This is a genomic window from Psychrobacter immobilis (genome assembly GCF_904846065.1).
Taxonomy (GTDB): Bacteria; Pseudomonadota; Gammaproteobacteria; order Pseudomonadales; family Moraxellaceae; genus Psychrobacter; species Psychrobacter immobilis_H.
Genome location: NZ_CAJGZV010000001.1, coordinates 2,784,418 through 2,806,990, shown reverse-complemented (window position 1 = coordinate 2,806,990; position 22,573 = coordinate 2,784,418). Strand labels below are relative to the sequence as shown.

At 42.8% G+C, this 22,573-nt stretch carries 23 protein-coding genes; 17 read left to right on the top strand and 6 right to left on the bottom strand.

The window, feature by feature from the left end:
* Positions 1-236: 236 nt before the first annotated feature.
* The 3 genes from aciT to serB all read right to left on the bottom strand — a co-directional run bounded on the left by aciT (position 237) and on the right by serB (position 3,240).
* Positions 237-638 (bottom strand): AciT family ciprofloxacin tolerance protein, encoded by a 402-nt coding sequence (aciT, locus tag JMW64_RS11685; protein ID WP_227694203.1) that lies wholly within the window; start codon positions 636-638, stop codon positions 237-239.
* Positions 639-877: 239 nt separating this feature from the next.
* Positions 878-1,873: a DUF368 domain-containing protein gene (locus JMW64_RS11680; RefSeq protein WP_201554808.1), complete on the bottom strand. Its 996-nt coding sequence runs from the start codon at positions 1,871-1,873 to the stop codon at positions 878-880.
* 176 nt (positions 1,874-2,049) lie between these two features.
* Positions 2,050-3,240 (bottom strand): phosphoserine phosphatase SerB, encoded by a 1,191-nt coding sequence (serB, locus tag JMW64_RS11675; RefSeq protein WP_060491848.1) that lies wholly within the window; start codon positions 3,238-3,240, stop codon positions 2,050-2,052.
* Positions 3,241-3,734: 494 nt separating this feature from the next.
* On the opposite strand from serB, the gene JMW64_RS11670 reads away from it, so the two are divergent.
* The 7 genes from JMW64_RS11670 to JMW64_RS11640 all read left to right on the top strand — a co-directional run bounded on the left by JMW64_RS11670 (position 3,735) and on the right by JMW64_RS11640 (position 9,056).
* Positions 3,735-5,201, top strand: coding sequence for a hypothetical protein (locus JMW64_RS11670; RefSeq protein ID WP_201554806.1), 1,467 nt, complete (start codon positions 3,735-3,737; stop codon positions 5,199-5,201).
* A 184-nt stretch (positions 5,202-5,385) separates the two neighbouring features.
* The gene (locus JMW64_RS11665; RefSeq protein WP_087814751.1) at positions 5,386-5,622 is read left to right on the top strand and encodes a PA3496 family putative envelope integrity protein; all 237 of its coding nucleotides are present in this window, start codon (positions 5,386-5,388) and stop codon (positions 5,620-5,622) included.
* Positions 5,623-5,905: 283 nt separating this feature from the next.
* On the top strand, positions 5,906-6,463 hold the full coding sequence (locus JMW64_RS11660; protein ID WP_055124803.1) for a YecA/YgfB family protein: 558 nt from the start codon (positions 5,906-5,908) through the stop codon (positions 6,461-6,463).
* Positions 6,464-6,548: 85 nt separating this feature from the next.
* Positions 6,549-6,995: a YbjQ family protein gene (locus JMW64_RS11655; RefSeq protein WP_060491846.1), complete on the top strand. Its 447-nt coding sequence runs from the start codon at positions 6,549-6,551 to the stop codon at positions 6,993-6,995.
* A 71-nt stretch (positions 6,996-7,066) separates the two neighbouring features.
* On the top strand, positions 7,067-7,531 hold the full coding sequence (locus JMW64_RS11650; protein ID WP_201554804.1) for a YbjQ family protein: 465 nt from the start codon (positions 7,067-7,069) through the stop codon (positions 7,529-7,531).
* 132 nt (positions 7,532-7,663) lie between these two features.
* Positions 7,664-7,843, top strand: a complete 180-nt coding sequence (locus JMW64_RS11645; protein ID WP_201554802.1) for a hypothetical protein — start codon at positions 7,664-7,666, stop codon at positions 7,841-7,843.
* Positions 7,844-8,132: 289 nt separating this feature from the next.
* A complete protein-coding gene (locus JMW64_RS11640) occupies positions 8,133-9,056 on the top strand; it encodes a bile acid:sodium symporter family protein (RefSeq protein WP_201554800.1) in 924 nt (307 codons plus the stop codon).
* A 94-nt stretch (positions 9,057-9,150) separates the two neighbouring features.
* Here JMW64_RS11640 and JMW64_RS11635 read toward each other — a convergent pair whose 3' ends face one another.
* Complete coding sequence (locus tag JMW64_RS11635; RefSeq protein ID WP_227694201.1) at positions 9,151-10,281, bottom strand: formate/nitrite transporter family protein; 1,131 nt, start codon at positions 10,279-10,281, stop codon at positions 9,151-9,153.
* A 264-nt stretch (positions 10,282-10,545) separates the two neighbouring features.
* On the opposite strand from JMW64_RS11635, the gene JMW64_RS11630 reads away from it, so the two are divergent.
* From JMW64_RS11630 to JMW64_RS11600, 9 genes are all read left to right on the top strand, one after another.
* The gene (locus JMW64_RS11630) at positions 10,546-13,479 is read left to right on the top strand and encodes a valine--tRNA ligase (RefSeq protein WP_201554798.1); all 2,934 of its coding nucleotides are present in this window, start codon (positions 10,546-10,548) and stop codon (positions 13,477-13,479) included.
* Between the two features lie 321 nt (positions 13,480-13,800).
* Complete coding sequence (locus JMW64_RS11625; protein ID WP_201554792.1) at positions 13,801-13,977, top strand: hypothetical protein; 177 nt, start codon at positions 13,801-13,803, stop codon at positions 13,975-13,977.
* Positions 13,978-14,258: 281 nt separating this feature from the next.
* Complete coding sequence (locus JMW64_RS14115; protein ID WP_227692433.1) at positions 14,259-14,597, top strand: IS630 transposase-related protein; 339 nt, start codon at positions 14,259-14,261, stop codon at positions 14,595-14,597.
* On the top strand, positions 14,581-15,096 hold the full coding sequence (locus tag JMW64_RS14110) for an IS630 family transposase (protein WP_227692434.1): 516 nt from the start codon (positions 14,581-14,583) through the stop codon (positions 15,094-15,096). Before JMW64_RS14115 ends, JMW64_RS14110 begins: the two co-directional genes overlap by 17 nt.
* Before the next feature lie 101 nt (positions 15,097-15,197).
* The gene (locus tag JMW64_RS14180; protein WP_265089812.1) at positions 15,198-15,620 is read left to right on the top strand and encodes an SIR2 family protein; all 423 of its coding nucleotides are present in this window, start codon (positions 15,198-15,200) and stop codon (positions 15,618-15,620) included.
* 41 nt (positions 15,621-15,661) lie between these two features.
* Positions 15,662-16,720 carry an SIR2 family protein gene (locus JMW64_RS11615; protein WP_265089811.1) on the top strand — a complete coding sequence of 353 codons (1,059 nt, stop codon included), beginning with the start codon at positions 15,662-15,664 and terminating at the stop codon, positions 16,718-16,720.
* Between the two features lie 110 nt (positions 16,721-16,830).
* Positions 16,831-18,126, top strand: coding sequence for a VWA domain-containing protein (locus JMW64_RS11610; RefSeq protein ID WP_201554791.1), 1,296 nt, complete (start codon positions 16,831-16,833; stop codon positions 18,124-18,126).
* 295 nt (positions 18,127-18,421) lie between these two features.
* Positions 18,422-18,844, top strand: coding sequence for a YbaN family protein (locus tag JMW64_RS11605; protein ID WP_087813547.1), 423 nt, complete (start codon positions 18,422-18,424; stop codon positions 18,842-18,844).
* 244 nt (positions 18,845-19,088) lie between these two features.
* On the top strand, positions 19,089-19,298 hold the full coding sequence (locus tag JMW64_RS11600; RefSeq protein ID WP_045453470.1) for a cold-shock protein: 210 nt from the start codon (positions 19,089-19,091) through the stop codon (positions 19,296-19,298).
* Positions 19,299-19,556: 258 nt separating this feature from the next.
* Here the strand turns inward: JMW64_RS11600 and JMW64_RS11595 are convergent, their stop codons facing one another.
* Positions 19,557-20,642: a YeiH family protein gene (locus JMW64_RS11595; protein ID WP_201554790.1), complete on the bottom strand. Its 1,086-nt coding sequence runs from the start codon at positions 20,640-20,642 to the stop codon at positions 19,557-19,559.
* Positions 20,643-20,875: 233 nt separating this feature from the next.
* Here JMW64_RS11595 and JMW64_RS11590 point away from each other — a divergent pair, with 233 nt between their 5' ends.
* On the top strand, positions 20,876-21,811 hold the full coding sequence (locus JMW64_RS11590) for a LysR substrate-binding domain-containing protein (RefSeq protein ID WP_201554789.1): 936 nt from the start codon (positions 20,876-20,878) through the stop codon (positions 21,809-21,811).
* A gap of 165 nt (positions 21,812-21,976) precedes the next feature.
* Here the strand turns inward: JMW64_RS11590 and JMW64_RS11585 are convergent, their stop codons facing one another.
* A complete protein-coding gene (locus JMW64_RS11585; protein WP_045453475.1) occupies positions 21,977-22,438 on the bottom strand; it encodes a universal stress protein in 462 nt (153 codons plus the stop codon).
* Positions 22,439-22,573 lie beyond the last annotated feature (135 nt).

The following is a 22,573-nucleotide window of genomic DNA, read 5'->3' as shown; positions in this document are numbered from 1 at the left end:
CCAGTTGTTAATATTTATAAAAATGACGGTAGAAAAGAGAATAGCAACGAAAATGAATGCTCGCACTACCTATACTAGATTGAGCGAATTTGACGACAGGTTAATCGTAATTTTTGGACGAGATACAGTCGGATAAAGATAATGTAATACAGGTTATATACAAGGCAAGTGAAAGTACCGTAAGTAGAGAATAAACCAACCTGACAGCGTCGCTCATTGATATAGACGCGACTCTATCAGTGGAAGCGCGGTTGGTAGTCGTCATCATAAACAGGCGTGTGCTCGATATAACGTGCCGCTTGCAATTGACGTTGCAGCTGAACGGATTGACTGACATCCTCGTAACGTAGTGCCCGATACAGCACCCAGCCCGCTAAAGGCAACCAACTGATACCCATGGCGATGATATAGCTGTGCCATTCTGACAGCTCTGATAGCATGGGACGACCCGCCACAATGCTTTGAATCGCCTCAACTGTTAGCCAATATGCCATACCACCAAATAGATACCAGAGCAGCCAGCGCTGTGAGGATAAGGCAAGCGCTAAAATTAAGCCTGCCAGCAAGCTATAACCAAGCAGTGCCGCCGTGCTCCACGTTTCTATACCAATAACCGAAAATATAGTCAGTAACATCATTCATCTCGCTATTCATAAGGTGAATTCCAATAGGGTCATTATGAAAGTTTGGGGAACAAAGCTAAAGAGGGGACAAGCGACTTTGCGACAACCGTTGACGTTTGGTTTTTTAGCACATTTTGATGGTTTTGTATGGCAAGGTTTAAGCATAAGCGCCGCAAGGATGGGCGCTTATTATTAAGAGTGTATAGGAGGGTTTTTGGATTTTAAAAAGAGACTGATGCAGGTTTAAGGTAGGGTTAAGCGCGATTGCTACGAGTGCCCCACCAAGACAATAGTGAGACTAAAATCGCGCCTAGCAGCATCAGTCCTACAGTGGTTAGCCAATGTGGACCAGTAGGATATTGCCATGGCATTACGTTGTTGATCGCGTCACTATTAAGCGTGCCTAACGCATCTACTTTCCATGGCCATACTTTCACAAGCGAGCCTGCGATAAAACCTGTGAGCAAGGCCAAAGTTGCCTGATAGTAGCGAGACAATAGCCATTTAAGTGCGCGAGTAAATAATAACAATCCCGTTGCCATACCCGCAATGACCGTGAAGATTATCGTAAAGTTAAGGCTATGTACGGCTTCTAATACTGCGTCATAAGCACCTAATAGTAATAAGATAAAAGACCCAGATATGCCAGGCAGTATCATGGCACAAATAGCGACTGCTCCTGCAAAAAACAAATAAGGCAAGCTTGGTGTGGTCGTGAGCAATGGTAAGCTGCTAATGACCACAGCGGCAACAAGACCAGTCACGAATAGTGCTGCCCGCCCTATATTCCAACGCTGAATCTCACTCAATAATATAAATACTGTTGCGACAACCAGTCCAAAAAAGAACGACCAAATAAATAACGGTTGATTATCTAATAGGTGTTTGATGATACCTGCTAAAGTAGCAAAACTGGTGGCGATTCCCAATAACAAAAATAACAAAAAAGTGGCATCAACTTGTCGCCACACCGAAACCAAACCTTTGAGTCCGCCTTCCTGTCGAAATATCTGCCAGAGATTGGGGCCGATGCTACTCAGGGCGTTAATCAAGCGCTCATAAATACCGGCAATCAGCGCAATGGTACCGCCAGAGACACCCGGTACGATATCCGCCGCCCCCATGGCCATTCCTCTGATATAAACCCCAAATAGCTGCTTTGGGCTATCGGAGGATGCAGCAGTGCTGCTCTTATCCAGTGGTTGTGGCGCTGACGGCTCATTTTGCCGCGGTGATGGTGATGCCGTCATGGACAATCCTTTTTAATTTAAAAACACAGTGAAAGTTAATGCGATGCTGCTAAGTATGCTAGGACAGTGATGCGAAAATTGACTGTGGCAATGTAGCAATGTAATAAGACATAAAAGCCAGATTAATGTTAAAAACACTAACCTAGCTCCATGGTATGGTATTGCAAGTGTAGTCGTTACTCAGCAGGCGCAAGTGCTGGATAACCAAGGGCATAAAGTATGCCTTCAAGCCCTGTGACATTGATGGCGGCATCAGCACGTGCTTGGACAATGGGCTTAGCATGATAGGCGACGCCTAGGTCTGCAATGGCCATCATCGGTAAATCATTGGCACCGTCACCGATACAGACCACTTGTGACATTTCGATGCCTAAACGTTCAGCAGTATGCTCAACGATAGCCGCTTTTTTGGCACCATTGACGATGGGCAGCTGTACGTGACCAGTGACTTCCCCTTCGTCGATATCTAGGGCGTTGGCGTGAACTTCGTCAATGCCTAATTGCTCAGCGATGTAGCGCGCAAAGTAGGTAAAGCCGCCTGATACCAGTACGGTATGGTAGCCCAAGGCTTTTAGTGCACTAATGGTAGTGCGAGCGCCCATTGATAGTGTTAGGCGGCTGCAGATATCATCCAGCACATCGGTCGAGATGCCTTTTAGTAACGCTACCCGCTGGGCAAAAGATTCATCAAAATCCATTTCCCCGCGCATTGCCGCTTCCGTAATGGCTTCGACTTCTTCGCCGATGCCCGCTGTTTTTGCCAACTCAACGATGACTTCTTGCTCGATTAAGGTGGAATCCATATCAAAGCAGGCAAGCTTGTGGGTACGTAGCATATGACCGACTGATAAAATATGGCAATCGACAATATCCAAGCGTTCAGCACTGCTCGCTTGATGACTATCGTTATAAGCTTCGGTCAAGTCATGACGCAAGCGCGTGGTCAGCTGATCATCAATGATGTGAGCTGCCGCGGTCTTTTTGCCAGGATGCATGAGCGTATCAGTGACTGGTACCAACAAATAGCGGAACACTTGTGCTTGAGTAAAAGGCAAGCGCTGTGCGTTTGCTGCCGTTGGCTCTGTATCAGAAACGGTAATATTGACAAAACTGGCGTCAGTATCTTCAGCGACGGTGACCAAATGCCAGCTTGGCTGTTCATCGACCCATGATTGCACATACTGGTGGATATCAAGCGTCGATACTTTGGTCGGTAGCACAACAATAAGAGCAAAAACTGGCAGGGACTGTAGCGCATCAAAATCTTGTAAGTTCGTGTTATCTGGTAACAGTGACGCAATAGAGTCAACGGCTTGTTGCCATGCTTTGCTGTCTTTTGGTAACGAGTAAGATGTATTGTGTGGCATGGCTCAATGGTCCCTTGTATGCTCATATAAGATTGGGAATAATAGCAGCTTTACTCGGCAGCGCCTATAGATGACGCGCAAAGTATCACCGTCGATTAAAGATGGCAGCAATCATTGAAAAATCATTTGAAATTGAATGTGATTATTATGATAAATTTATAAATCTACTAACGCTATAAGACTTATTATGGTGATATAGTAGATAAGATAAGCGGACTGTATTCATGATGATATCCACAATAATGCTCGCAGTCGCCGCTTACCAAATGTGCCGTAGATTATCCTGAGTATTAGTATTTGAGATAGCAGTTTTTAAGTAACCAAACCTTGTTGTAAATGTTATTTTAGGCAACAACAGAGGTGTCGGGTTATGGTACTTAAGTTCAATACATACTTATTAGGATGCGTACTATTATAGTTTTTTTAAATTCGCCAAAAAATGAGGGATAGCCTTGTTTTTTTAATTTATCTTATCCAAAAAAGTTTACCATATCATGACGTATTTAGCGCCGCGGCAAGGGTTGTTTGCCATTATTCTTCTGGTTAGTTTTTGTTTGCAGACGTTGTTATTGGTCATCAGCACCGATCAACAGCTGAGCAAAAGTCGTGCGTTAAAAGGCGAGCAGATGGTCGCCCAGCTGATTGATGAAGCAAGGTTGTCTTTAGAAAATAAAGACCGTGTCAGCTTAAGTGTCATTGCCAATCGCTATACCAGCGAGCAAGACGTGACGCGCATATTGATTAAAGACAATAACGACGATATCTTGGTGCCTGTTGGCAATGCGCCCATGCAGCAAGGTGATACCATTCGTCAGATTGCCACTAATGGCGATTCGGTGATTGGCAGTGTGTCGTTGACATTAAAAGATATTAGCAAAGGCGAGATTATCGCTATGCAATGGCCGTTCGTCATCGGTACGATGCTGCTGCATTTGTTGCTTTGGCTGGTTTATGGTTACCTTGCCCGTCCAACCAAAGAGCAAATTAACGCGCTTAGCCGCGATATTCAAGATTTGCATCGTGAGCAGTATATGCAAATCGATCAGCGCAGTTATGATCGGGAGTTTGAACGCCGTGCCACGGATACGGATAGAGAAACATCGGAGCATTCTGTAGAGAGTGCGACGGACGGTCAGCCAGCCAATGCACACAAATTGGATGTACATAGTGAAGTAAACCAGTATTTAAGAACGCAACAGAATCAAGCGGCGACTGATACCACTGGCTCTGATAGTCAGCCTATCGATAGTACGACTGAAGAGCGAGCGGAGCATGATGCAGCAAATGGTGCTGCCCAAGATGAGATAAGCCGCGCTCCTAAATCTGGTAGCGCCTCTCGGTTGTCTGCCACCCGCTCATTTGACAGTGTGAGAGTGCAGATTGTATTCCATGACGAGTTCAATATGCTTGAGCGTCTGGCACCGGCTCAGCGTTTACCTTACTTGGCATTATGTACGCAGCTATTGAACCAAGCGGTGACCGAGTTACTCAAGCAGCCATTGTTGTTGGGTGTCAGCGCGATGAACGAGCCGCGTTTCGATGACACGGGTGCTAGCGTGTTGTTAAAGGCGGACAATAGCCATGCCAAAGTGGCGTTAGCAGGTGTGATGCTTGGCAAGCTGTATCTGATGCTTAACAAAATCATCCATGACAAGCACATTGAGCTAAGCCGCTTTGCACTACCTGCTAAAGCAGGGGTCAGCGATGATGCACAGGCGCAAGCAATGACGCAATTATTACACAGTGTCGGCAAAAAAGAGCAAATGCTGATTTTGTTACCCAATGCAGGTCTCAAGCAAATCAGCCACCATGTACAGGTGCAGAGTATCATGCGCCCAACCACGGTTTATGAGCGTGAATGTGCGGTGTTCGATGGTGGTAATGATTCGATGATCCAACGCTTAGCAGATGTGCGCAATGCGGTATTGATGATTGAAAGCGCAGATGAGTTGGCTATTTAATGCTGCTTATATTCGCTTATTACTATACAATTGTCTGAGATATTGTCTCTGTCGTTATCTTTAAACAGCCTAAAAATAAGGCAGTAATAATAAAAAGCATTGACAACGTGAAGTAGAGACTTTATAAGGCATATATATATTAATGTATTCTTAATACCCTTGCTAAAAATGATAGGAGTTTGTCATGAGTGACGCTGATATTGACGACGATTTTGATGATGATTTTGTCGACGATGATGATGCAAAGATGGTGGAAGAGGCCGAGACGAGCGTGCGTACGCGCTTAAGTAGTCTTGAGAAGCGTCGACTGATCGATAATTTGCTAGAAGAAAAGCGTTTGGCCAAAGAGCTAAAGGATGATCTAGACGATATAGACAATTTCGATGAAGATGGCGATGACTGGGAAGATGACGATCTTTAGTTTTTAAACTTAAGTCATAGCCTAATGTGAAAGTGCTCAGTCATTTAAGCCGACTAAAGCCTTTTAATAACGGCATATTAGCTGACAGTGTAATGCTAATGATATCGCGATCGTTATTTTTTGACGGTTGCTCGCCACCCGCTCTATGCAATGATTCTTATTTTATAAAGATGGTTTGGGTGCTTTGCCGAAACCATTTTTACCTTCAAATTATCCACTATTCTGCACTTAACCGATCGTTTATGGCGACAGCCGCACTCTATCTTTCAAGGACAATTACATCATGAGTAACCAACTAAGCTTCGATGAATTATTAGACTATTTGGACAATCAAGAGAGCCCATTTGTGCTTGATAGTGTCGCCGCGCATGGTTTTTTGACAGCGACAGTCATTGGGCGTCCATTACCGAATTGGCTGGATGCACTGTTTGAAGGTCATGTTAGTGAAATTCCAGAAAACGTCATCGACGGTATCCAGCGCTGGCGCGATTCTATTATCGCTGAGCTAAAAAACGAGACGCCTATTGAGCTACCGTTTGGCGAAGATGCGGGTGATGAAGAAGTGGCCGTTGATTTTTCAGATGAATCAGATATCGTTGCTTGGTCCATTGGCTTTGTCGATGCGATGTATGGCGATGAAGCCAGCGATTGGTTTGAAGATGAAGAGACGGCTGAAGATGTGGCTGTCTTGACCTTACCAATGATTTTGCTAAGCGGTATCGATGATGAAGATCCAGAGCTTGCAGAGATGCGTAAAGATGAAGACAAGCTGGCACAAATGGCCAATAGCATCGAAGGCAATTTGACCGAGTTATTTTTGTTGTTCCATACCAACGATTAGCCTTTTTTATCAATATACGGACAGCGTGGTTTGGTCTATATCCAAGTTGACGCTGTCTATATAACGTTACCGATAAGGTCGTATTATGACTGTGCAACTCTCCAATCTTGAGCATTTGCCCAACTACCAAATCACCGAGCGTTTAGATGTGGTGTACGGCAGTACAGTACGCTCAAAACATGTCGGCAAAGACTTGTTTGCTGGACTTAAGAATATCGTCGGTGGTGAGTTAACGGCTTATACCGAGCTGTTAGAAGAGTCACGGCAAGAGGCGATCGATCGGATGATTGTCAAAGCAGAAGCTTTGGGTGCAGATGCAGTTGTGGGGTTGCGTTTTTCGACCTCTAGCATCGCGCAGGGAGCTTCTGAATTGTTTGTCTATGGCACTGCTGTCAAAGCCATACCGATGCCGCAGCAAGTCTATCAAACCCCACCAAGCGACTCTTATCATCAGTCTGGTCAACAGCCAAATCTACAAAATTCTGCACCGACAGCGACCGATGACTTGCCACGTTTCAACCCTTTTGGTTAGCTAACCAAATCTTAAAGCATCGATGCTTTTTTCTGATAAGTTTATGATCAGTTTATGACAAGAGACGTGCCATGAATAATTCCCTTACCCAGATGCTTATCAATTACGCACCGTTTATTTTACTATTCGCTGCTGGTTGGTTCTTTGGGTCGCGTCATGAGCGCCAACATCTCGCGCAGTTAAGCATTGCAGAGCAAGAATTAAGTCATATTATGGTCTCAAGCGAGCGCTTTTATGTGCCGAAACTTGTTGCCAATACTGAGGGCGAGCTGGTACTTGGTAGCGTGGTTATTGCCCAAGATTATTTCAAAATGATTATCGCTCGGGTATTGAGCATCTTTGGCAAAAACTTGACCACTTACGAGACCTTACTCGACCGTGCCCGCCGCGAAGCTCTGGTACGTATGCGTACCGAAGCACAAGCCAAAGGCTATAACCATATCTACGGCTTACGTCTAGAAGTTAGCAATATCAATCAATTGGGCAGCATGGTTGAAGCCATCGCTTATGGCACTGCAGTGAACAGCCATGAGTAACTCTAAAGCGCAATGAATCACTCAGAATTAATGTAATCAATATCTACGATTGAATGCTAGTCATGCGTTTTGATTGTCCCTCATCTATACCGTCTCTCACTTACCTCACCTGTTATTTATAAAGAATAAACCATGCTTCTTCTACAGATTATCGCTGGACTTATGATCCTTTATATCGTCATAAAAGTCGCCAGTTGGTTTGGAAGCCGCGACAATTCGCCAGTTTCTTTGGATTCTTCTTGGGATCAGGATAATCTTGACGATAGCGATGGTAGTGACTCAAGTAGCGGTGATTCAGGTGGTGGTGATTGAAGGTTGCTGTTCAATGGTATGTCATCGTTCTGTAAACCCAAAAACCATATTTGACTGATAAGTCGTTGAATAAAGCAAATAAGGGCGACTTTACCCCTATATACTTGCTTTTATCATGTCTTATTTTTTGCTGTTTTTTAATTGATTGTCGGTGTTTAACGGCTATTGATTATGAGGATACGCCTTAGCAAGGATTGCTAATCAGGCGTCATTTAATCAGCATACTCGGTCTATAAAATTCATCTATAAAATGAACCTATAAACAGCTCTTATCTACAAGGATGTAGTTATGGAAGGTCTTGCCATAGTCACGTTAGTCAATTCAGTTATCATTCCTATTTGTCTGTTTTTAATCATGATGGGCATGGGTCTGACCCTCGTCACCAACGATTTTAAACGGGTTTTAAAATACCCAAAAGCAGTCGGCATTGGCTTGACCAATCAGTTGATACTGTTACCTATCATTGGCTTTGCCTTGGCCAATATCATGCCATTACGCCCAGAGTATGCCGTCGGGGTTATGCTTCTCGTACTGTGTCCAGGTGGCACTACCTCAAATTTATTTACCTATTTGGCTAAAGGCGATGTGGCGCTGTCGGTGACGATGACCGCGATTGCGAGCGTGATTACCGTCTTTACCATTCCCATTGTGCTGAGCTTTTCATTGATTTATTTTATGGGCAGCGGTAGTGAGTTTGAGTTACCAGTAGTAAAAACGATGCTGACTTTGGTGGTGCTGACGATAGTACCTATTAGTGTCGGTATGCTGATTAAACGCTATGCACCAACCGTTGCCGATCGTTCACAAATCTATGTGTCTCGATTTGGGGTGATATTTTTAACGTTTTTAGTGCTGTTTTTGGGCTATGTGCAACGCGATATCATTGTCGACGCCTTTATCGCTACTGGTCCCGTATCGGTATTATTAAATCTCTCAACCATGGCGCTCGGTTATTATAGTAGTAAATGGTTCGGTCTCAACTGGGCGCAAAGAACCTCGGTGACGCTAGAAGTCGGTTTGCAGAATAGCACCTTGTCGATATTTATGGCATTGACACTATTATCTAACTACGACATGTCGATGATGCCAGCCATTTATACCTTGGTGATGTTCTTAAGCGCGGGAATTTTGGTGCGCATATTTAGCGCTCAACATGATAAGCTGAGAAAATCTGAAATAGAAAATAGCGTGTTGGCAGCGCGTATGCTGTAGATGCTGAAAACCCATAACAGGTTTAAATATTGAACCTTGTTATGGGTAATAGGTGAATTATCTATTTATAGCATTTAGCATTAACCAATACCAATCAAGGTCGGCGGGTATTTATACTGCTTCTAGCTTCCGCTTGTTCGCTGGCTGTTTGTTCTTTCACTTTTTCGATTTGAAATAAGAAGGTACGGTTTTTGAGTACTGCCACAAACACCACGCCGCCGACGGTATTGCCCAGCAATATCACTACTAAAAACAGTAAATAACGCCCCAAGCTGACGGTATTGCCGTATAGCAAGGCAGAAAAAATCTCAATGTTGCCCACGATACTGTGATGCAATCCTAAAAAACCAATACTGCCAGTAATAAGCGTTACCAAAACGATGCGGCTAAGGGTGTCGCGTGCTGAGGTCACAAGCCAAGCGGTGACGCCCATCATCCAGCCTGCCAAGATGGCACTACCAAATATGACCCACCACCTAAACCCTAAAATGTGTTCGGCATAAGTGTCGATGTCGCTCACGCTAAACAGCTGCATATTTAAACCCAAACCTATCATCAATGCGGCAAACAAACAGCCGCCAACGATGTTGCCAGCAATGACAATGCCCCAAAGGCGTATCAATTTATGCAACGGTTCAATCTTGTTAAGCACAGGTAGGCTTAATAGTGAGGTTTGTTCGGTGAATAATAGCGACTGACCAATGACGACGATGATAAAGCCAATTGGGTAAAGTAGGGAGGCTAGCACGATTGCGTATTGGCTTGGTAGTACGCTACTCAACAGCGCAAAAGCTGATAAAATCATAAAGAAGCTAATGCCAATCTCAAGCCCAGCGGTAAAAGCACTGGTAAATAGCGAGCCAAGTGAGCGCTCAAAGGTTTCTTTGGCATCCATCACTTGCTCAACCAAGATACTGGCATAGCTTTTTGCTTGACTCACATTATTGTCATTAGCGACTTTTTTGATGGTTTCTTTATCTTCGTCACTGATTTCTTCTGGAAGATCATTCTCTTTTAAGTCTTCAGTGGCTTTTGTTTCATTGGCGTTGTCATTGTCATTAGCTTTGTCATTGGGACTGTTTTCTTGAGAGTCTTTTTGCTGGTTTTTTTGCTGACCTTTTTGCTTTCCATCTTTATGACTGTCATCAGCCAAACCCTCATAATCTGCATATGAGGTCTGCGGATCTTTCTGATGTTCGGTATGACTGTCAATATCTTGGGGCACGGTCAGCTCACTGGTTAAGAGATAATAATTTTAGTATCTGATCTATTCTATAGCAGGACTATAATCTATTATGTTTAGTATTCAGCTGATTGCTGTTGTTGATTGTTTAATAATTTACTCAAAAACTGCCTTCAGGCTTTATAAATTACCTTACCATCTAACAAAATCCTGCCATCTGCGTTAAAATCACTCTATTCACTATTTTGCTTATTTTTCGACGTATTTGTCTGATCACATTCATTTTTAACAAAAGAACATTCTATTATGAGTAACCATAACCTCACCACATCTATTCAAGCAGCCTTAAGCCAGTTAGAGAATGCGTACAATCCTGCAGAAGTCGAAGCAGGCATGTATCAAGGCTGGGAAGAAAGCGGCTATTTTAAGCCGACGTTTGATAAAGAAGAGTCGTTTTCTATCGCCTTGCCACCACCGAATGTCACTGGCTCACTGCACATGGGGCATGGTTTCAACAACGCAATCATGGATGCGCTCACGCGTTATCACCGCATGGATGGTGATAATACGCTCTGGCAACCGGGTACGGATCATGCGGGTATTGCTACGCAAATGGTCGTTGAGCGTCGCCTAGAAGCTCAAGGACTCAAGCGCCGTGATATGACGCGTGAAGACTTCGTCGATAAAGTGTGGGAATGGAAAGAAGAGTCGGGCGGCAATATCACTAGCCAAATTCGCCGTTTAGGCAGCTCGGTTGACTGGTCGCGTGAGCGCTTTACCATGGATGATGGTCTGTCTAACGCGGTAAAAGAAGTGTTCGTTCGTCTATTCGATGATGGTTTGATTTATCGTGGTAAGCGTTTGGTCAACTGGGATCCAAAGTTCCAAACCGCACTGTCTGATTTAGAAGTTGAAAACCATGACGAAAAAGGTAGCTTATGGCATTTCCGCTATCATTTCACCGATAAAGACCTAACGACTCAAGAGGGTAAAAACTATCTGGTCGTTGCTACTACACGTCCTGAGACATTGCTTGGTGATACCGCTGTCGCAGTCAACCCTAGCGATGAGCGTTATGCACACTTAGTCGGCAAAACCATTACTTTACCAATCACGGGTCGCGTCGTGCCTATCGTCGCTGATGATTATGTCGAAAAAGACTTTGGCACAGGCTGCGTAAAAATCACCCCAGCGCATGATTTTAACGATTATGAATTGGGTCGTCGTCATAGCTTGCCATTGATTAACATCCTCGATGAGCGCGCCAATATTTTGCCAGCGATGGAAGTTTATCCTGACTTGCAAACGCGTGAGCCAGAATTAGAAACCACACCTAGCGAGTATGCTGGACTTGAGCGTTTTGCCGCTCGTAAGTTCCTCGTGGCGCAAGCAGGCGAGCAGGGCTGGCTAGAAGACATCGAAGACTATGCACTCAAAGCGCCGCGTGCTGAGCGTGGCGGTACGATCGTTGAGCCGTGGTTGACCGATCAGTGGTATGTCGCTGTTAAAGAGCTTGCTAAGCCTGCGATTGACGCGGTAGAAGACGGCAGCATTGAGTTCGTCCCTGCGCAGTACAAAAATATGTATATGTCGTGGATGACCGATCTGCAAGACTGGTGCATCAGTCGTCAGTTGTGGTGGGGACATCGTATCCCTGCATGGTATGACGATGCGACTGGTGAAGTCTATGTCGCCCGTGACGAAGCAGAAGTGCGTAGTAAATACAGTCTCAGCAATGATGTGATCTTGCGCCAAGATGATGACGTACTTGATACTTGGTTCAGCTCGGGTCTATGGACGTTTAGTACGCTTGACTGGGCAGACGTCAACGCTGATCCACGCGTGATGGATACTTTCCATCCAACCAGCGTGTTGGTGACAGGTTTTGATATTATCTTCTTTTGGGTAGCCCGCATGATCATGATGACCATGCACTTTGTGAAAAACGAAGACGGCACGCCGCAAGTACCGTTTAAGACCGTCTATGTGCATGGTCTGGTCCGTGATGGCAATGGTCAAAAAATGTCTAAATCAAAAGGTAACGTCTTAGATCCGATTGACCTAATCGATGGTATCGATCTAGAAGCGCTGGTAGAAAAACGCACCAGCAATATGATGAATCCAAAAGACGCGGCCAAAATTGAAAAACAAACGCGTAAAGAGTTCCCAGAAGGCATCCCAGCCTTTGGTACGGATGCGCTGCGCTTTACCTTTACATCCCTTGCCAGTACCGGTCGCGATATTAACTTTGATCTAAAGCGTGTCGAAGGCTATCGTAACTTCTGTAATAAAATCTGGAACGCCAGCCGTTTTGTACTTATGAACTGCGTCGATAGCGAAGGCAATGCCAAGCCTATCGATCAAGCGGCCAACCCTGACGTTTGGGAATTACCAGAAAAATGGATCATGAGCCGCCTGAACTCTACCGTTGCCGATATTCATCAGCATTTTGCTCAGTATCGTCTCGATATGGTCAGCCAAGATATCTATGAGTTTATCTGGAATGAATACTGTGATTGGTATGTTGAGCTTGCCAAAGCCAGTCTAAATGATGACTCGGTGTCTGATGAGCGTAAAGCGCAAATCCGTTATGTACTGCTGCACGTGCTAGAGACGGCGCTACGCTTTAGCCATCCAATCATGCCGTATCTGACCGAGCAAATCTGGCAGACAGTGGCACCGCTACTGGGTCGCAAAAACACCGACAGCATCGTCGTCGCTGACTATCCAAAAACGGACGACGCACAAATCAGTGAGCAAGTTGAGGCGGATATGGCGTGGCTACAAGAGCTAATCGCTAGCGTCCGTAATATCCGTGGTGAGATGAAGCTGGGTAATGCCGTACGTCTGCCAGTGCTACTACAAAACGTCTCTAGCGATGAAGAAGCGCGTCTATCACGTATCAAAAACCAATTCAAAGCGCTTGCCAAAGTCGAGAGCTTAGAGATCGTCAAAGAAGGCGATGAAGTACCACTGTCATCATCAAGTATGGTCGGTCAGCTACGGGTACTTGTACCGATGAAAGGTCTGATCGATCCAACGGCTGAGCTGGCACGTTTGGGTAAATCCTATGATAAGTTGAAAGGTCAATCCGAAGGTATCGCCCGTAAGCTAGGCAATGAAGGCTTTGTCAGTAAAGCGCCAGTGGAAGTGGTCGATGCAGAGAAAGCAAAACTGGCTGAGCTAGAAGGGCAGTTGACCGCGATGACGGCGCAGATGGAAGAGTTGAAAGCGTTGTAGTCTAAGCAATCATTATAATGGCCATAACTTTAATACTTGCATTCTTGATCATGGCGATTCTATTTTTCTATTGGAATCGTCATGAGTCATTAGATAAGCATGCCATTTTCGCCACTATATTTATGGTGGTATATGTGCTTGTTTATCTATGTTTAAATCCTCCATACTTTTCACCGAATCGTCATATTGATACCTTGTTGATGATATTACCGCTAGTATCGTATGGCGCTATTCTATTTCCTGAAATAAATGTGACGATACCAGTACAAGGAACAAAGGGATTTGGTTGGTTGGGACTGGTTGTAACTGTGATAGTTTTAGTTGGGTTTAAGTGGTTTTTTTAAGCAAGCTGAAAGTATCTTGCGTAAGCTAGGTAATGAAGGCTTTGTCAGCAAAGCAACTGCGGAAGTGGTCGATGCTGAGAAGGCGAAACTGGCTGAGCTAGAAGGTCAGTTGACGGCGATGACAGCGCAGATGGAGCAGCTGAAAGCGTTGTAATACTTCTAAATTAGCTACGAAAAAAGCCACCTAATTAGGTGGCTTTTTTTATATCTCTAATGAGTTATATATCTACGAAAGCTGTTGAAATGATAAGTTGAACATGTATTGAAATAGATATATATTTAAAAGCTTTAATGTAGAGTGAGTACTTAATAGAATCAATATTCTGATGGCTATCAAGTAGTAAGGGATAGATGGCTTCGCGGATTTTCTGATATAGTAGAGTTCAGATAAAACCGATACAATAAATAAAAACTAATCAACTATTCAGATAAACCATGACTTATTCAATCGACTATCGTAAACAAGTGCTGTCTAGCATCGATAATGGTCTGACTGTTAGAGAAGCTGCTGCTTTTTACGCGCTTAGCACCAGTACTATACATAGCTGGAGACAGAACTTAGAGCCTAAGAAAGGGCGAGATAAAGCCCCGACTAAAATACCTGATGACGCTTTGCTTCAGGATGTCAAAGCGTATCCTGATGACTATCAATATGAGCGCGCAAATCGTCTGGGCTGTAGTAAAACCGGCATTCATCATGCTTTAAAACGATTAAACATCAGCCAAAAAAAAGACACTAGAGCATCCAAAAGCCTGTCTGGAAAAAAGAGCTAAGTATCTCAATCACTTGAGTGATTATATAATTCAAGGCTATCCCATTGTTTATATGGATGAAAGTGGCTTTGAGCATGAGACCATCAGGCCTTATGGCTATGCTCCGATAGGTAAGCCTTGTATCGATCGCTACAACTGGCAAGGTAAAAAACGTACCAACGTCATTGGTGCCCTGTACGAAAGAGTACTATTTGCACTTGATTACTTCGAAAAAAACATCAATGGAGATGTATTCTATAACTGGTGCAAGTACACGCTAATACCGAGCCTAAAAACCAAGTGCGTAATCGTAATGGATAACGCAAGCTTTCATAAACGAGTACAAAAGCTGCTTAATAGACACGGCCATCGCCTTTTATTTTTACCACCCTACAGCCCTGATCTGAACCCTATCGAGAAAAAGTGGGCACAGGCTAAATTTCTACGCCAAGGATGGATGGAGAATAATCTACCTAAACTGTTTCATGATATGGGCTGTATCGATTTTATATTAAACTGACTATATATTTATATAAATATTATAGGTAAAGTAAAAGCTAGCAGCGATATATCGATTTTAAATTACCCATAAAATAAGCTTCTATTTAATTTGGAAATACTATGATTATTAGCGAATTTATAAATGACTATAATAACCACCCTGTGCTTTTTGTTGGTACAGGAATTAGCTTAAGATATTTGGATAATTCATTCACATGGGATCAGTTACTAGAGAAAATTTCATTTGACCTTTTTGGTAACGATGAAAATTATTTAGATATAAAGCATAACTCTAAGGTAAATGGAAATTTTGACTATCCAAAAATAGCATCGATACTAGAAAAAGAATTTAATGACTTTGTTTCAAAGCCTGAAAATAGATCTGGTGATTTTAAAGATTTGAACGATAGTTTTTATGAAAGTATGCGAAATGGTAATTCTATTAGTAGGTTTAAGCTGTATTTAACAAGCTTGGTTAAAGACTTATCGTATAATAAGAGCTATGAAGATGAGGTTAAAGAGTTTAAGAAAATAAGAAAATAAGAAAAAATATTGCTTCAGTCATTACGACAAACTATGATATCTTGATTGAAGATATATTTGAGTTTTCACCTTTAATTGGTAATGATATTTTATTAAGTAATCCATATGGTTCTGTATATAAAATACATGGAAGTATCGAAGATAGTGAAAATATTATAATTAGTAGTGAAGATTATAAAGAGTTTAATGAAAGGTATGAATTAATACGAGCACAATTGCTTTCTATATTCATCCATAATCCTATTATATTTTTAGGATATAGTGTAAGCGACGAAAATATTAAAAATATATTGAAAACTATTTTTACTTATGTAAGACCAAACACTGAACAAGCTGAAAAGATAAGATCTAGATTTCTGTTAGTTGAGTATGAAAAAGACTCTGAGAACGATATTATATCGTCTCATGATATACAGCTAGACAATGTTAATCTAATAAGAATTAATAAGCTGAAAACAGATAATTATGAAGCTATTTATAAGGCTATTTCCAAGCTAAATTTACCAGTATCTGCTATGGATATAAGGAAAGTTCAAAATATCGTCAAAGAGATTAATGCAGGTGGTAGTATCCAAGTGCAAATTACAGAAGATTTAGAAGGCTTAAAGAATAGTGATAAAATTTTAGCTATAGGATCTAAGAAAACTATTAGATATGAGTTTCATAACAAAGCAGAGCTTATGTCTAACTATTTTGACATTATAGATGAATCTAATGAGCAGATTCTTGAATTAGTAGATAAGCATAGTATAAGTAAGTCGGAATGGTTTCCTATATTTGGGTTTAAATATATAAACTCAACAATAGATAGTGATGGTGTTTTGCAAGCGAGACAAAAGGAAAAGGTATTAGAGTTAAGTGAATCATTGACAACCGAAAGCAGCTGTCACAGTAGGCATAAGGATATAGATAGTATAATTAATGACGATAGTATAGTAAAAAGTAGAAAGCAAAGAGCTTTATATTGGTCTGTATTGAATAATAATATTATTCTTGAAGATGTTAAGGAGTATCTTTTAGCTAATAAAAATAATATGTCCACGGAGTATAGGAAGCTACTCTGCATCTATGATTATATGCAGTATCGCATTGATGTTTAAATTATTTTGAAGAAAATAGATTGTTATTTCATTATATTTTCTACAGTTTTTTAACATCAGTAATTAGTCTATTATCTTTAAATGAATAATACGCTAACGTAAGGAACACCATGAACCATCTCACCATCGGACAACGCGCGCCTTTAAGCAATCTTGCCATTGACGATACCGCACCAATCACGCTTAAGTTCACTCGTCAAAGCCCAATAGAGATGGACATCAGCTGCTTTGCTTTAGATGCAGCAGGCAAACTGATCAACGATGATTACATGGTGTTTTATAATCAGCCAACCTCACCTTGCGGGCAAATCAAGCTCACCCATTACGAGTCGCAGCCAACGGCAAATAAAGGCATCCAAGCCGAGTTTGAAGTTAACTTATCAAAACTGGCTACTAATATAGACAGCTTGTTTTTTGTGTTATCAGCCGATACTCCGCTCAATCAAATTCAATCATTAGAGATTGGCATTTGGCAGCAATCTCAAAAGGTACAGGCAGAATATCAAGCAGCAGACTTTGCCCAGCAGCAAGCCAGTATGCTGATACAGCTGTATCGTAAGAGTGGCATTTGGCGGGTATCCAACGTTGCGCAAGGTTTTAATGGTGGACTTGCCGCCATCGTGCAGCATTTCGGTGGTGACGTAGAAGAGGGTAGCTCGCAAGCAGCCGAGGTAACCGCAGCGCCAGTTCAAACAAAACCATCGTTAGAGAAGGTCATGCTAGACAAGGCACCAAAACTGGTCAATCTGGCCAAAAAAGCCACGATATCGCTTGAGAAACGCCAATTGCAGCAATTAACCGCAAAAGTAGCGTTGGTGCTAGATGCCTCAGGCTCAATGAACAGACAATATAAACAAGGTCGTGTGCAAGAAGTGGTCAATCGTCTATTGCCATTGGCAGTGAGCTTTGATGACGACCAAGCGCTAGACTGCTGGGCGTTTGCCCGAGATCCGCAGTATTTGGGTGAGATTGGGTTGAGAAACTATGACGGTTTCATTGACAATGCTCATGGCGGCTGGCGCAAATGGGCACTTGGCCCACGTGTGAATAACGAAGCAGAAGTCATGAAAGCCGTGACGGAGTTTTACCAAAAAGATGGCTTGGATGTACCTGTATACGTGCTATTTATCAGTGATGGCGGGGTGAATGACAATCGCGGTATCACCAGAGTCATGACGGAAGCCGCGAAACTACCGATATTTTGGCAGTTTGTAGGCTTGGGTGGTCGTGGTTATGGCATCCTAAAAAAACTGGACGACATGACAGGGCGCGTGATTGATAATTGTGACTTTTTTGAACTCGATGATTTGGATGATATCAGCGAAGAAGCCTTATATGAGAATATGCTGGAGGAGTTCCCAAGCTGGCTAAAAGAGGCACGCGAGATAGGATTGATAGCGAAATGAATAAATTAGGATAGTATCTTCAACGATAGAACCGTTTATAGTCTAGCTATGAGCGGTTTTTTATTGCTAAAAAATCAGTCAAAGGTTGTGAGCTCACTTACCCAACCACTAACCAAACATACCTATTGATAGCAAAAACCTCGTAAAAATAGCCTTGTACCGTTTTAAGTGATATTGCATGCTTAGCTACCTATATAGGTAGGCAGTTCTATAAATGATTATCTGGTTTAACAATCTAGCTGTCTAATCTTTATTAAATATTAGCCTCTACATATCATTCAATGACAGTATTTTTATGAGCCAACACAAAAAAGCTTTTTATTATCGACCCAAAACCAATCAGCATAACAGCCCAACGGTGCGTTGGACGTTTGTCATACTGGGCTGGCTATTTTTTGTACTAGGGATTATCGGCGTGTTACTGCCAGTCATGCCGACTGCGCCTTTTATATTACTGGCGGCAGGTTGCTGGGCACGTAGTTCGCGGCGCTTTCATTTTTGGCTGATCAATCATAAATACTTTGGGAAATTTGTCCGCGATTGGGAAAATAATCATGCGGTGCCACTCTATGCTAAGTGGTTAGCGACAATAATGATGACTATTTCAACAACGATGTTATTTTTTAATATCCCCGCCGATATGATATGGATGGCATGGCTGGTAGCCGTGGTCTGTACTGGGGTAGCGGTCTATTTATTCCGTTTGCCAAATGCCTAAAATGCGTTGATTTTCAGGTCAAAAATCGTAAGAAATGGGCTTTAGTTACATGAAAGCTAAGATAAGACTTGCGAAATCAGGATGTTCCCCCTATAATACGTCCAAGCTTAAGAGCAGTTCTGCACCAAATCATTACCTCGTAGTATTAGTTATAATCCTTCGTTTTAATATTTATCGTTCAGTAGCTATTTGCAAGCGTTATCGGTCACTAGGCCATTAATAAATTTAAAAGTAGGATTATATTATGTCAGACGTTCAAAAAGGTACAGTTAAGTGGTTCAACGAAGCTAAAGGCTTTGGTTTTATCGCTCCAGAAACTGGCGCAGACGTTTTTGCTCATTACAGCGAAATCACTGGTTCAGGCTTCAAAACTTTAGCTGAAGGCCAAGAAGTTGAGTTCACTGTAACTCAAGGTCAAAAAGGCCCACAAGCCCATAACATCGTTGCTATCTAATTTGTCTTTATAGACACTTAGAGCAAGATGAAAAAAAAGCGAACCTTCGGGTTCGTTTTTTTTCGTCTACGATTTAAGATAAGCTATTTGCAATTAAAAGTTTAATATCTATAACGTAACGTGCGCTTTATGTTGAGTAGCTTTTAAATCAGACGATAAACCAAGAAAGCCGATAACTAGCATAGTCATCGGCTTTTTTAATCTATATAACTCATGGCAAGAATGATAACGAACGGCAAGGATGTTTGGTAGTTTATTCTAGCCAAGTAAGCTTATGCCAATATTAATCAATCCACCGCCAATGATCAGCCAAGCGAACATAATCGCCCCCAAGATAAGGGGTTTAACGCCAGCTTGTTTAATAGCGCCCAAATGCGTGGTTAGACCAAGCGCAAACATCGCCATGGTGAGCAGCACATCGTCTAGCATCACCATACTACGCTCAAAGCTTGCGGTCATCGGCACCCAAGTGTGTAGTAAAACGATGGCAATGAATATAAAGGCAAACCAAGGCACTTTGACTTGTTGGACGCGATTCATAAACGATGGTTTTTTACCATTGTCGCTGCTACCTTTGGTTAAGGCAAACGATAAAATAAGTAAAAAAGGGGCAAGCATCATGACGCGTATCATCTTGGTGACAACCGCTGTGTCACCCACTTCGGGACTGACTGCGTTACCAGCGACGACGACTTGCGCCACTTCATGAATGGTGGAACCTGTATAAATCCCGTACTGCTGAGCATTTAGCCAAGGTTGCAACCAACCAAGATGGTATAAAAACGGATAGAGCAGCATCGCAACCGTACCAAAGACCACCACTGTCGCCACGGCAATAGTGACTTTGTGTGCTTCCGCTTTGACCACAGGCTCTGCTGCAATCACCGCGGCGGCACCGCAAATACTTGCGCCTGACCCAATTAATAGTGTCGTTTGTTTATCGACTTTTAACCATCGGGTACCTATCCAATAGGTGAGTAAAAAGGTCGATGTCAATACCAACGCATCGCTCATCACCGCAGACAGTCCGACACTTGATACTTGTGTTAGGGTCAGCTTAAAGCCATAAAACATGATGGCGAGGCGCAATATTTGACCTTTGGCAAATGCCACGCCGACACTTAAGCGCTCAGCAAGGTTAGGATAGACCGTATTGCCCAATACCATACCAATGAGAATGGCTAAAGTGAGAGAAGACAAGCCAACGATACGTCCATTGGTCCATGTGTTGACACTAGTATTGAGCCATAAACAAAATAAGCTGCCAATCAGCACGACGATAAGCCCTGCTAAATGGCGGCTGCGCGGGAAATAGTTATTTACTGATTGGGTCAAGGCGTACATGACTGACTGTCCTATTATGTATTATCTATAATCGAAATAAGCATAAGCTTATGAATAGACATTATAAGGCAGACCAATCTATAATAAAAACAGATTAATTAGATAAAAACTATCGATTTTTTAGGTTAATAAAAGTCTTTGGGCTAAAAAGATGGTTTTTTAGATAATAAAGGGCTTTTAAAGTAACAGGTGCTTTTTAGATTGTATCAATAAGATGGGGTATCAGAGAAATTATGAAAAAAGCCATGCAGGTATTACCAAAGATTACCCTCAAGCAATTATCGGTGTTTGTCAGTATTTATCAAACGGGTAGTACTAGCCGTGCCAGTGAAGCGCTGCATTTATCGCAGTCGGCGGTCAGTAGTGCGCTGACAGAATTAGAAGCAAGGCTGCAAATGCCACTGTTTGAGCGCGTCGGACGTAGGCTCAATCAGCACCCCAACGCCCATCCTATTTATATACAGGCGCAAGCCATCTTGGGGCAGGCCTTAACTCTAGAGCATTATCATAAGCATCAAGCAGGGCAGATTCATATCGGTGCCAGTACCACAATCGGCAATTATGTACTGCCGCCGCTGCTTGCTAAGCTATATGCGACGCTACCCGATGCCCATATCGATATGTATATCGCCAATACTCAAGAAGTGGTCAGCGAAGTTGAACAATTAAATATTGATATTGCGCTCGTAGAGGGTATGCCACGCCCCACAGATATGAAAGTCATTGAGCAGCGTGCGTGGCGGACAGATACCTTGATGATCTTTACCAAGCGTGATAGCAAATGGTTGACAGACATGGCAGCGTATAACGATGCGGATAATTGCTACGAGCTTAGCATTGCACAACTGGCAAAGCTGCCGCTATTGGTACGAGAGGCAGGGTCAGGTACACGGCAAATTATCGACGAGCAGCTGCTCAAGCATTTGCCTGATGCGGAAATTGTGATGGCGATTCAGCAGTCGGAAGCTATTAAGCATATGGTGAGTGCAGATATTGGTCTTGGCTGTTTATCACAGCATGTCATTCAGGCAGAGCTGACAGCAGGAGCGCTGGTACAGGTGAAAGTCGCGGGCATCGATTTGTCACGAACTTGGTGGCTGGTGTGGCATAAAGCCCGCCATCAAAGCCCGATTTGGCAAAGTTTTATTGATATTTTGACAAAAAATTAATTTTAGTGATAAATATAGAGGTCTTAGAAATACAGAGGTATTAGCGAGAATATCTACTATTTTAGTTAGTAATAAAAAAGCGCACTGTCAGACAATGCGCTTTTTTTAATGAGCTTTTTTAATAGTTTTAACTAACTTGGAAACAACGTTAAGTCTTTTTTTAAACTACTTATTAACGGGTTTATCCAGTCTTACGACTAAGCTGTCGCATGGGACGTTAGGCAAGATATTATCTGCCGTCGCGCCACTGAGCCAAGCGGCGATACCATGGCGTTCATGACGACCGATGACTAGTAAATCAACATCATGCTTGTGACAATAGTTGACGATGCCTTCACTGTTAGAGATGGCAGTGGTCACTTCCGAATTCACCGCATGTAGATCATTACGCTCCAAAAACTGTGCCAATTTGGCACGCGCTTCTTGACAGCGTTCATCGTCAATCTCATCGTATAAGCTGGAGGCTGGCACCAGCTCATAGCCGAAGCCAACCATGGTATCTTTGACGATATGTAATACTGATAACTTGGCGTTAGGACGATTCTCGACGATACGTTTGGCCTTTTGGGCGACCACATCAGCATCGGACATTAAGTCGGTGACCAATAAAATATGTTCGTAACTCATGAGCGGCTCCTTGTGACAGATGATTTTAACTATAGCACTACTGATGGCTGCTGTTAAGTAAGCTTTGAGTTCGCTTTGTGAAAATCCGACATTCTGCCATATTGGTCATCTTTATTACTACAGTATCTTGACTTA

Excerpts from the sequence above, each read along its gene's own strand:
- JMW64_RS11590 (WP_201554789.1), top strand. The coding sequence starts at position 20,876 with ATGAAAAAAGCCATGCAGGTATTACCAAAGATTACCCTCAAGCAATTA.
- JMW64_RS11595 (WP_201554790.1), bottom strand. The coding sequence starts at position 20,642 with ATGTACGCCTTGACCCAATCAGTAAATAACTATTTCCCGCGCAGCCGC.
- JMW64_RS11665 (WP_087814751.1), top strand. The coding sequence starts at position 5,386 with ATGAGTGACGCTGATATTGACGACGATTTTGATGATGATTTTGTCGAC.
- JMW64_RS11650 (WP_201554804.1), top strand. The coding sequence starts at position 7,067 with ATGAATAATTCCCTTACCCAGATGCTTATCAATTACGCACCGTTTATT.
- JMW64_RS11680 (WP_201554808.1), bottom strand. The coding sequence starts at position 1,873 with ATGACGGCATCACCATCACCGCGGCAAAATGAGCCGTCAGCGCCACAA.
- serB (WP_060491848.1), bottom strand. The coding sequence starts at position 3,240 with ATGCCACACAATACATCTTACTCGTTACCAAAAGACAGCAAAGCATGG.
- JMW64_RS11605 (WP_087813547.1), top strand. The coding sequence starts at position 18,422 with ATGAGCCAACACAAAAAAGCTTTTTATTATCGACCCAAAACCAATCAG.
- JMW64_RS11660 (WP_055124803.1), top strand. The coding sequence starts at position 5,906 with ATGAGTAACCAACTAAGCTTCGATGAATTATTAGACTATTTGGACAAT.
- JMW64_RS11645 (WP_201554802.1), top strand. The coding sequence starts at position 7,664 with ATGCTTCTTCTACAGATTATCGCTGGACTTATGATCCTTTATATCGTC.
- JMW64_RS11585 (WP_045453475.1), bottom strand. The coding sequence starts at position 22,438 with ATGAGTTACGAACATATTTTATTGGTCACCGACTTAATGTCCGATGCT.
- JMW64_RS11655 (WP_060491846.1), top strand. The coding sequence starts at position 6,549 with ATGACTGTGCAACTCTCCAATCTTGAGCATTTGCCCAACTACCAAATC.
- JMW64_RS11670 (WP_201554806.1), top strand. The coding sequence starts at position 3,735 with ATGACGTATTTAGCGCCGCGGCAAGGGTTGTTTGCCATTATTCTTCTG.
- JMW64_RS14180 (WP_265089812.1), top strand. The coding sequence starts at position 15,198 with ATGATTATTAGCGAATTTATAAATGACTATAATAACCACCCTGTGCTT.
- aciT (WP_227694203.1), bottom strand. The coding sequence starts at position 638 with ATGATGTTACTGACTATATTTTCGGTTATTGGTATAGAAACGTGGAGC.
- JMW64_RS11600 (WP_045453470.1), top strand. The coding sequence starts at position 19,089 with ATGTCAGACGTTCAAAAAGGTACAGTTAAGTGGTTCAACGAAGCTAAA.
- JMW64_RS11630 (WP_201554798.1), top strand. The coding sequence starts at position 10,546 with ATGAGTAACCATAACCTCACCACATCTATTCAAGCAGCCTTAAGCCAG.
- JMW64_RS14115 (WP_227692433.1), top strand. The coding sequence starts at position 14,259 with ATGACTTATTCAATCGACTATCGTAAACAAGTGCTGTCTAGCATCGAT.
- JMW64_RS11610 (WP_201554791.1), top strand. The coding sequence starts at position 16,831 with ATGAACCATCTCACCATCGGACAACGCGCGCCTTTAAGCAATCTTGCC.
- JMW64_RS11640 (WP_201554800.1), top strand. The coding sequence starts at position 8,133 with ATGGAAGGTCTTGCCATAGTCACGTTAGTCAATTCAGTTATCATTCCT.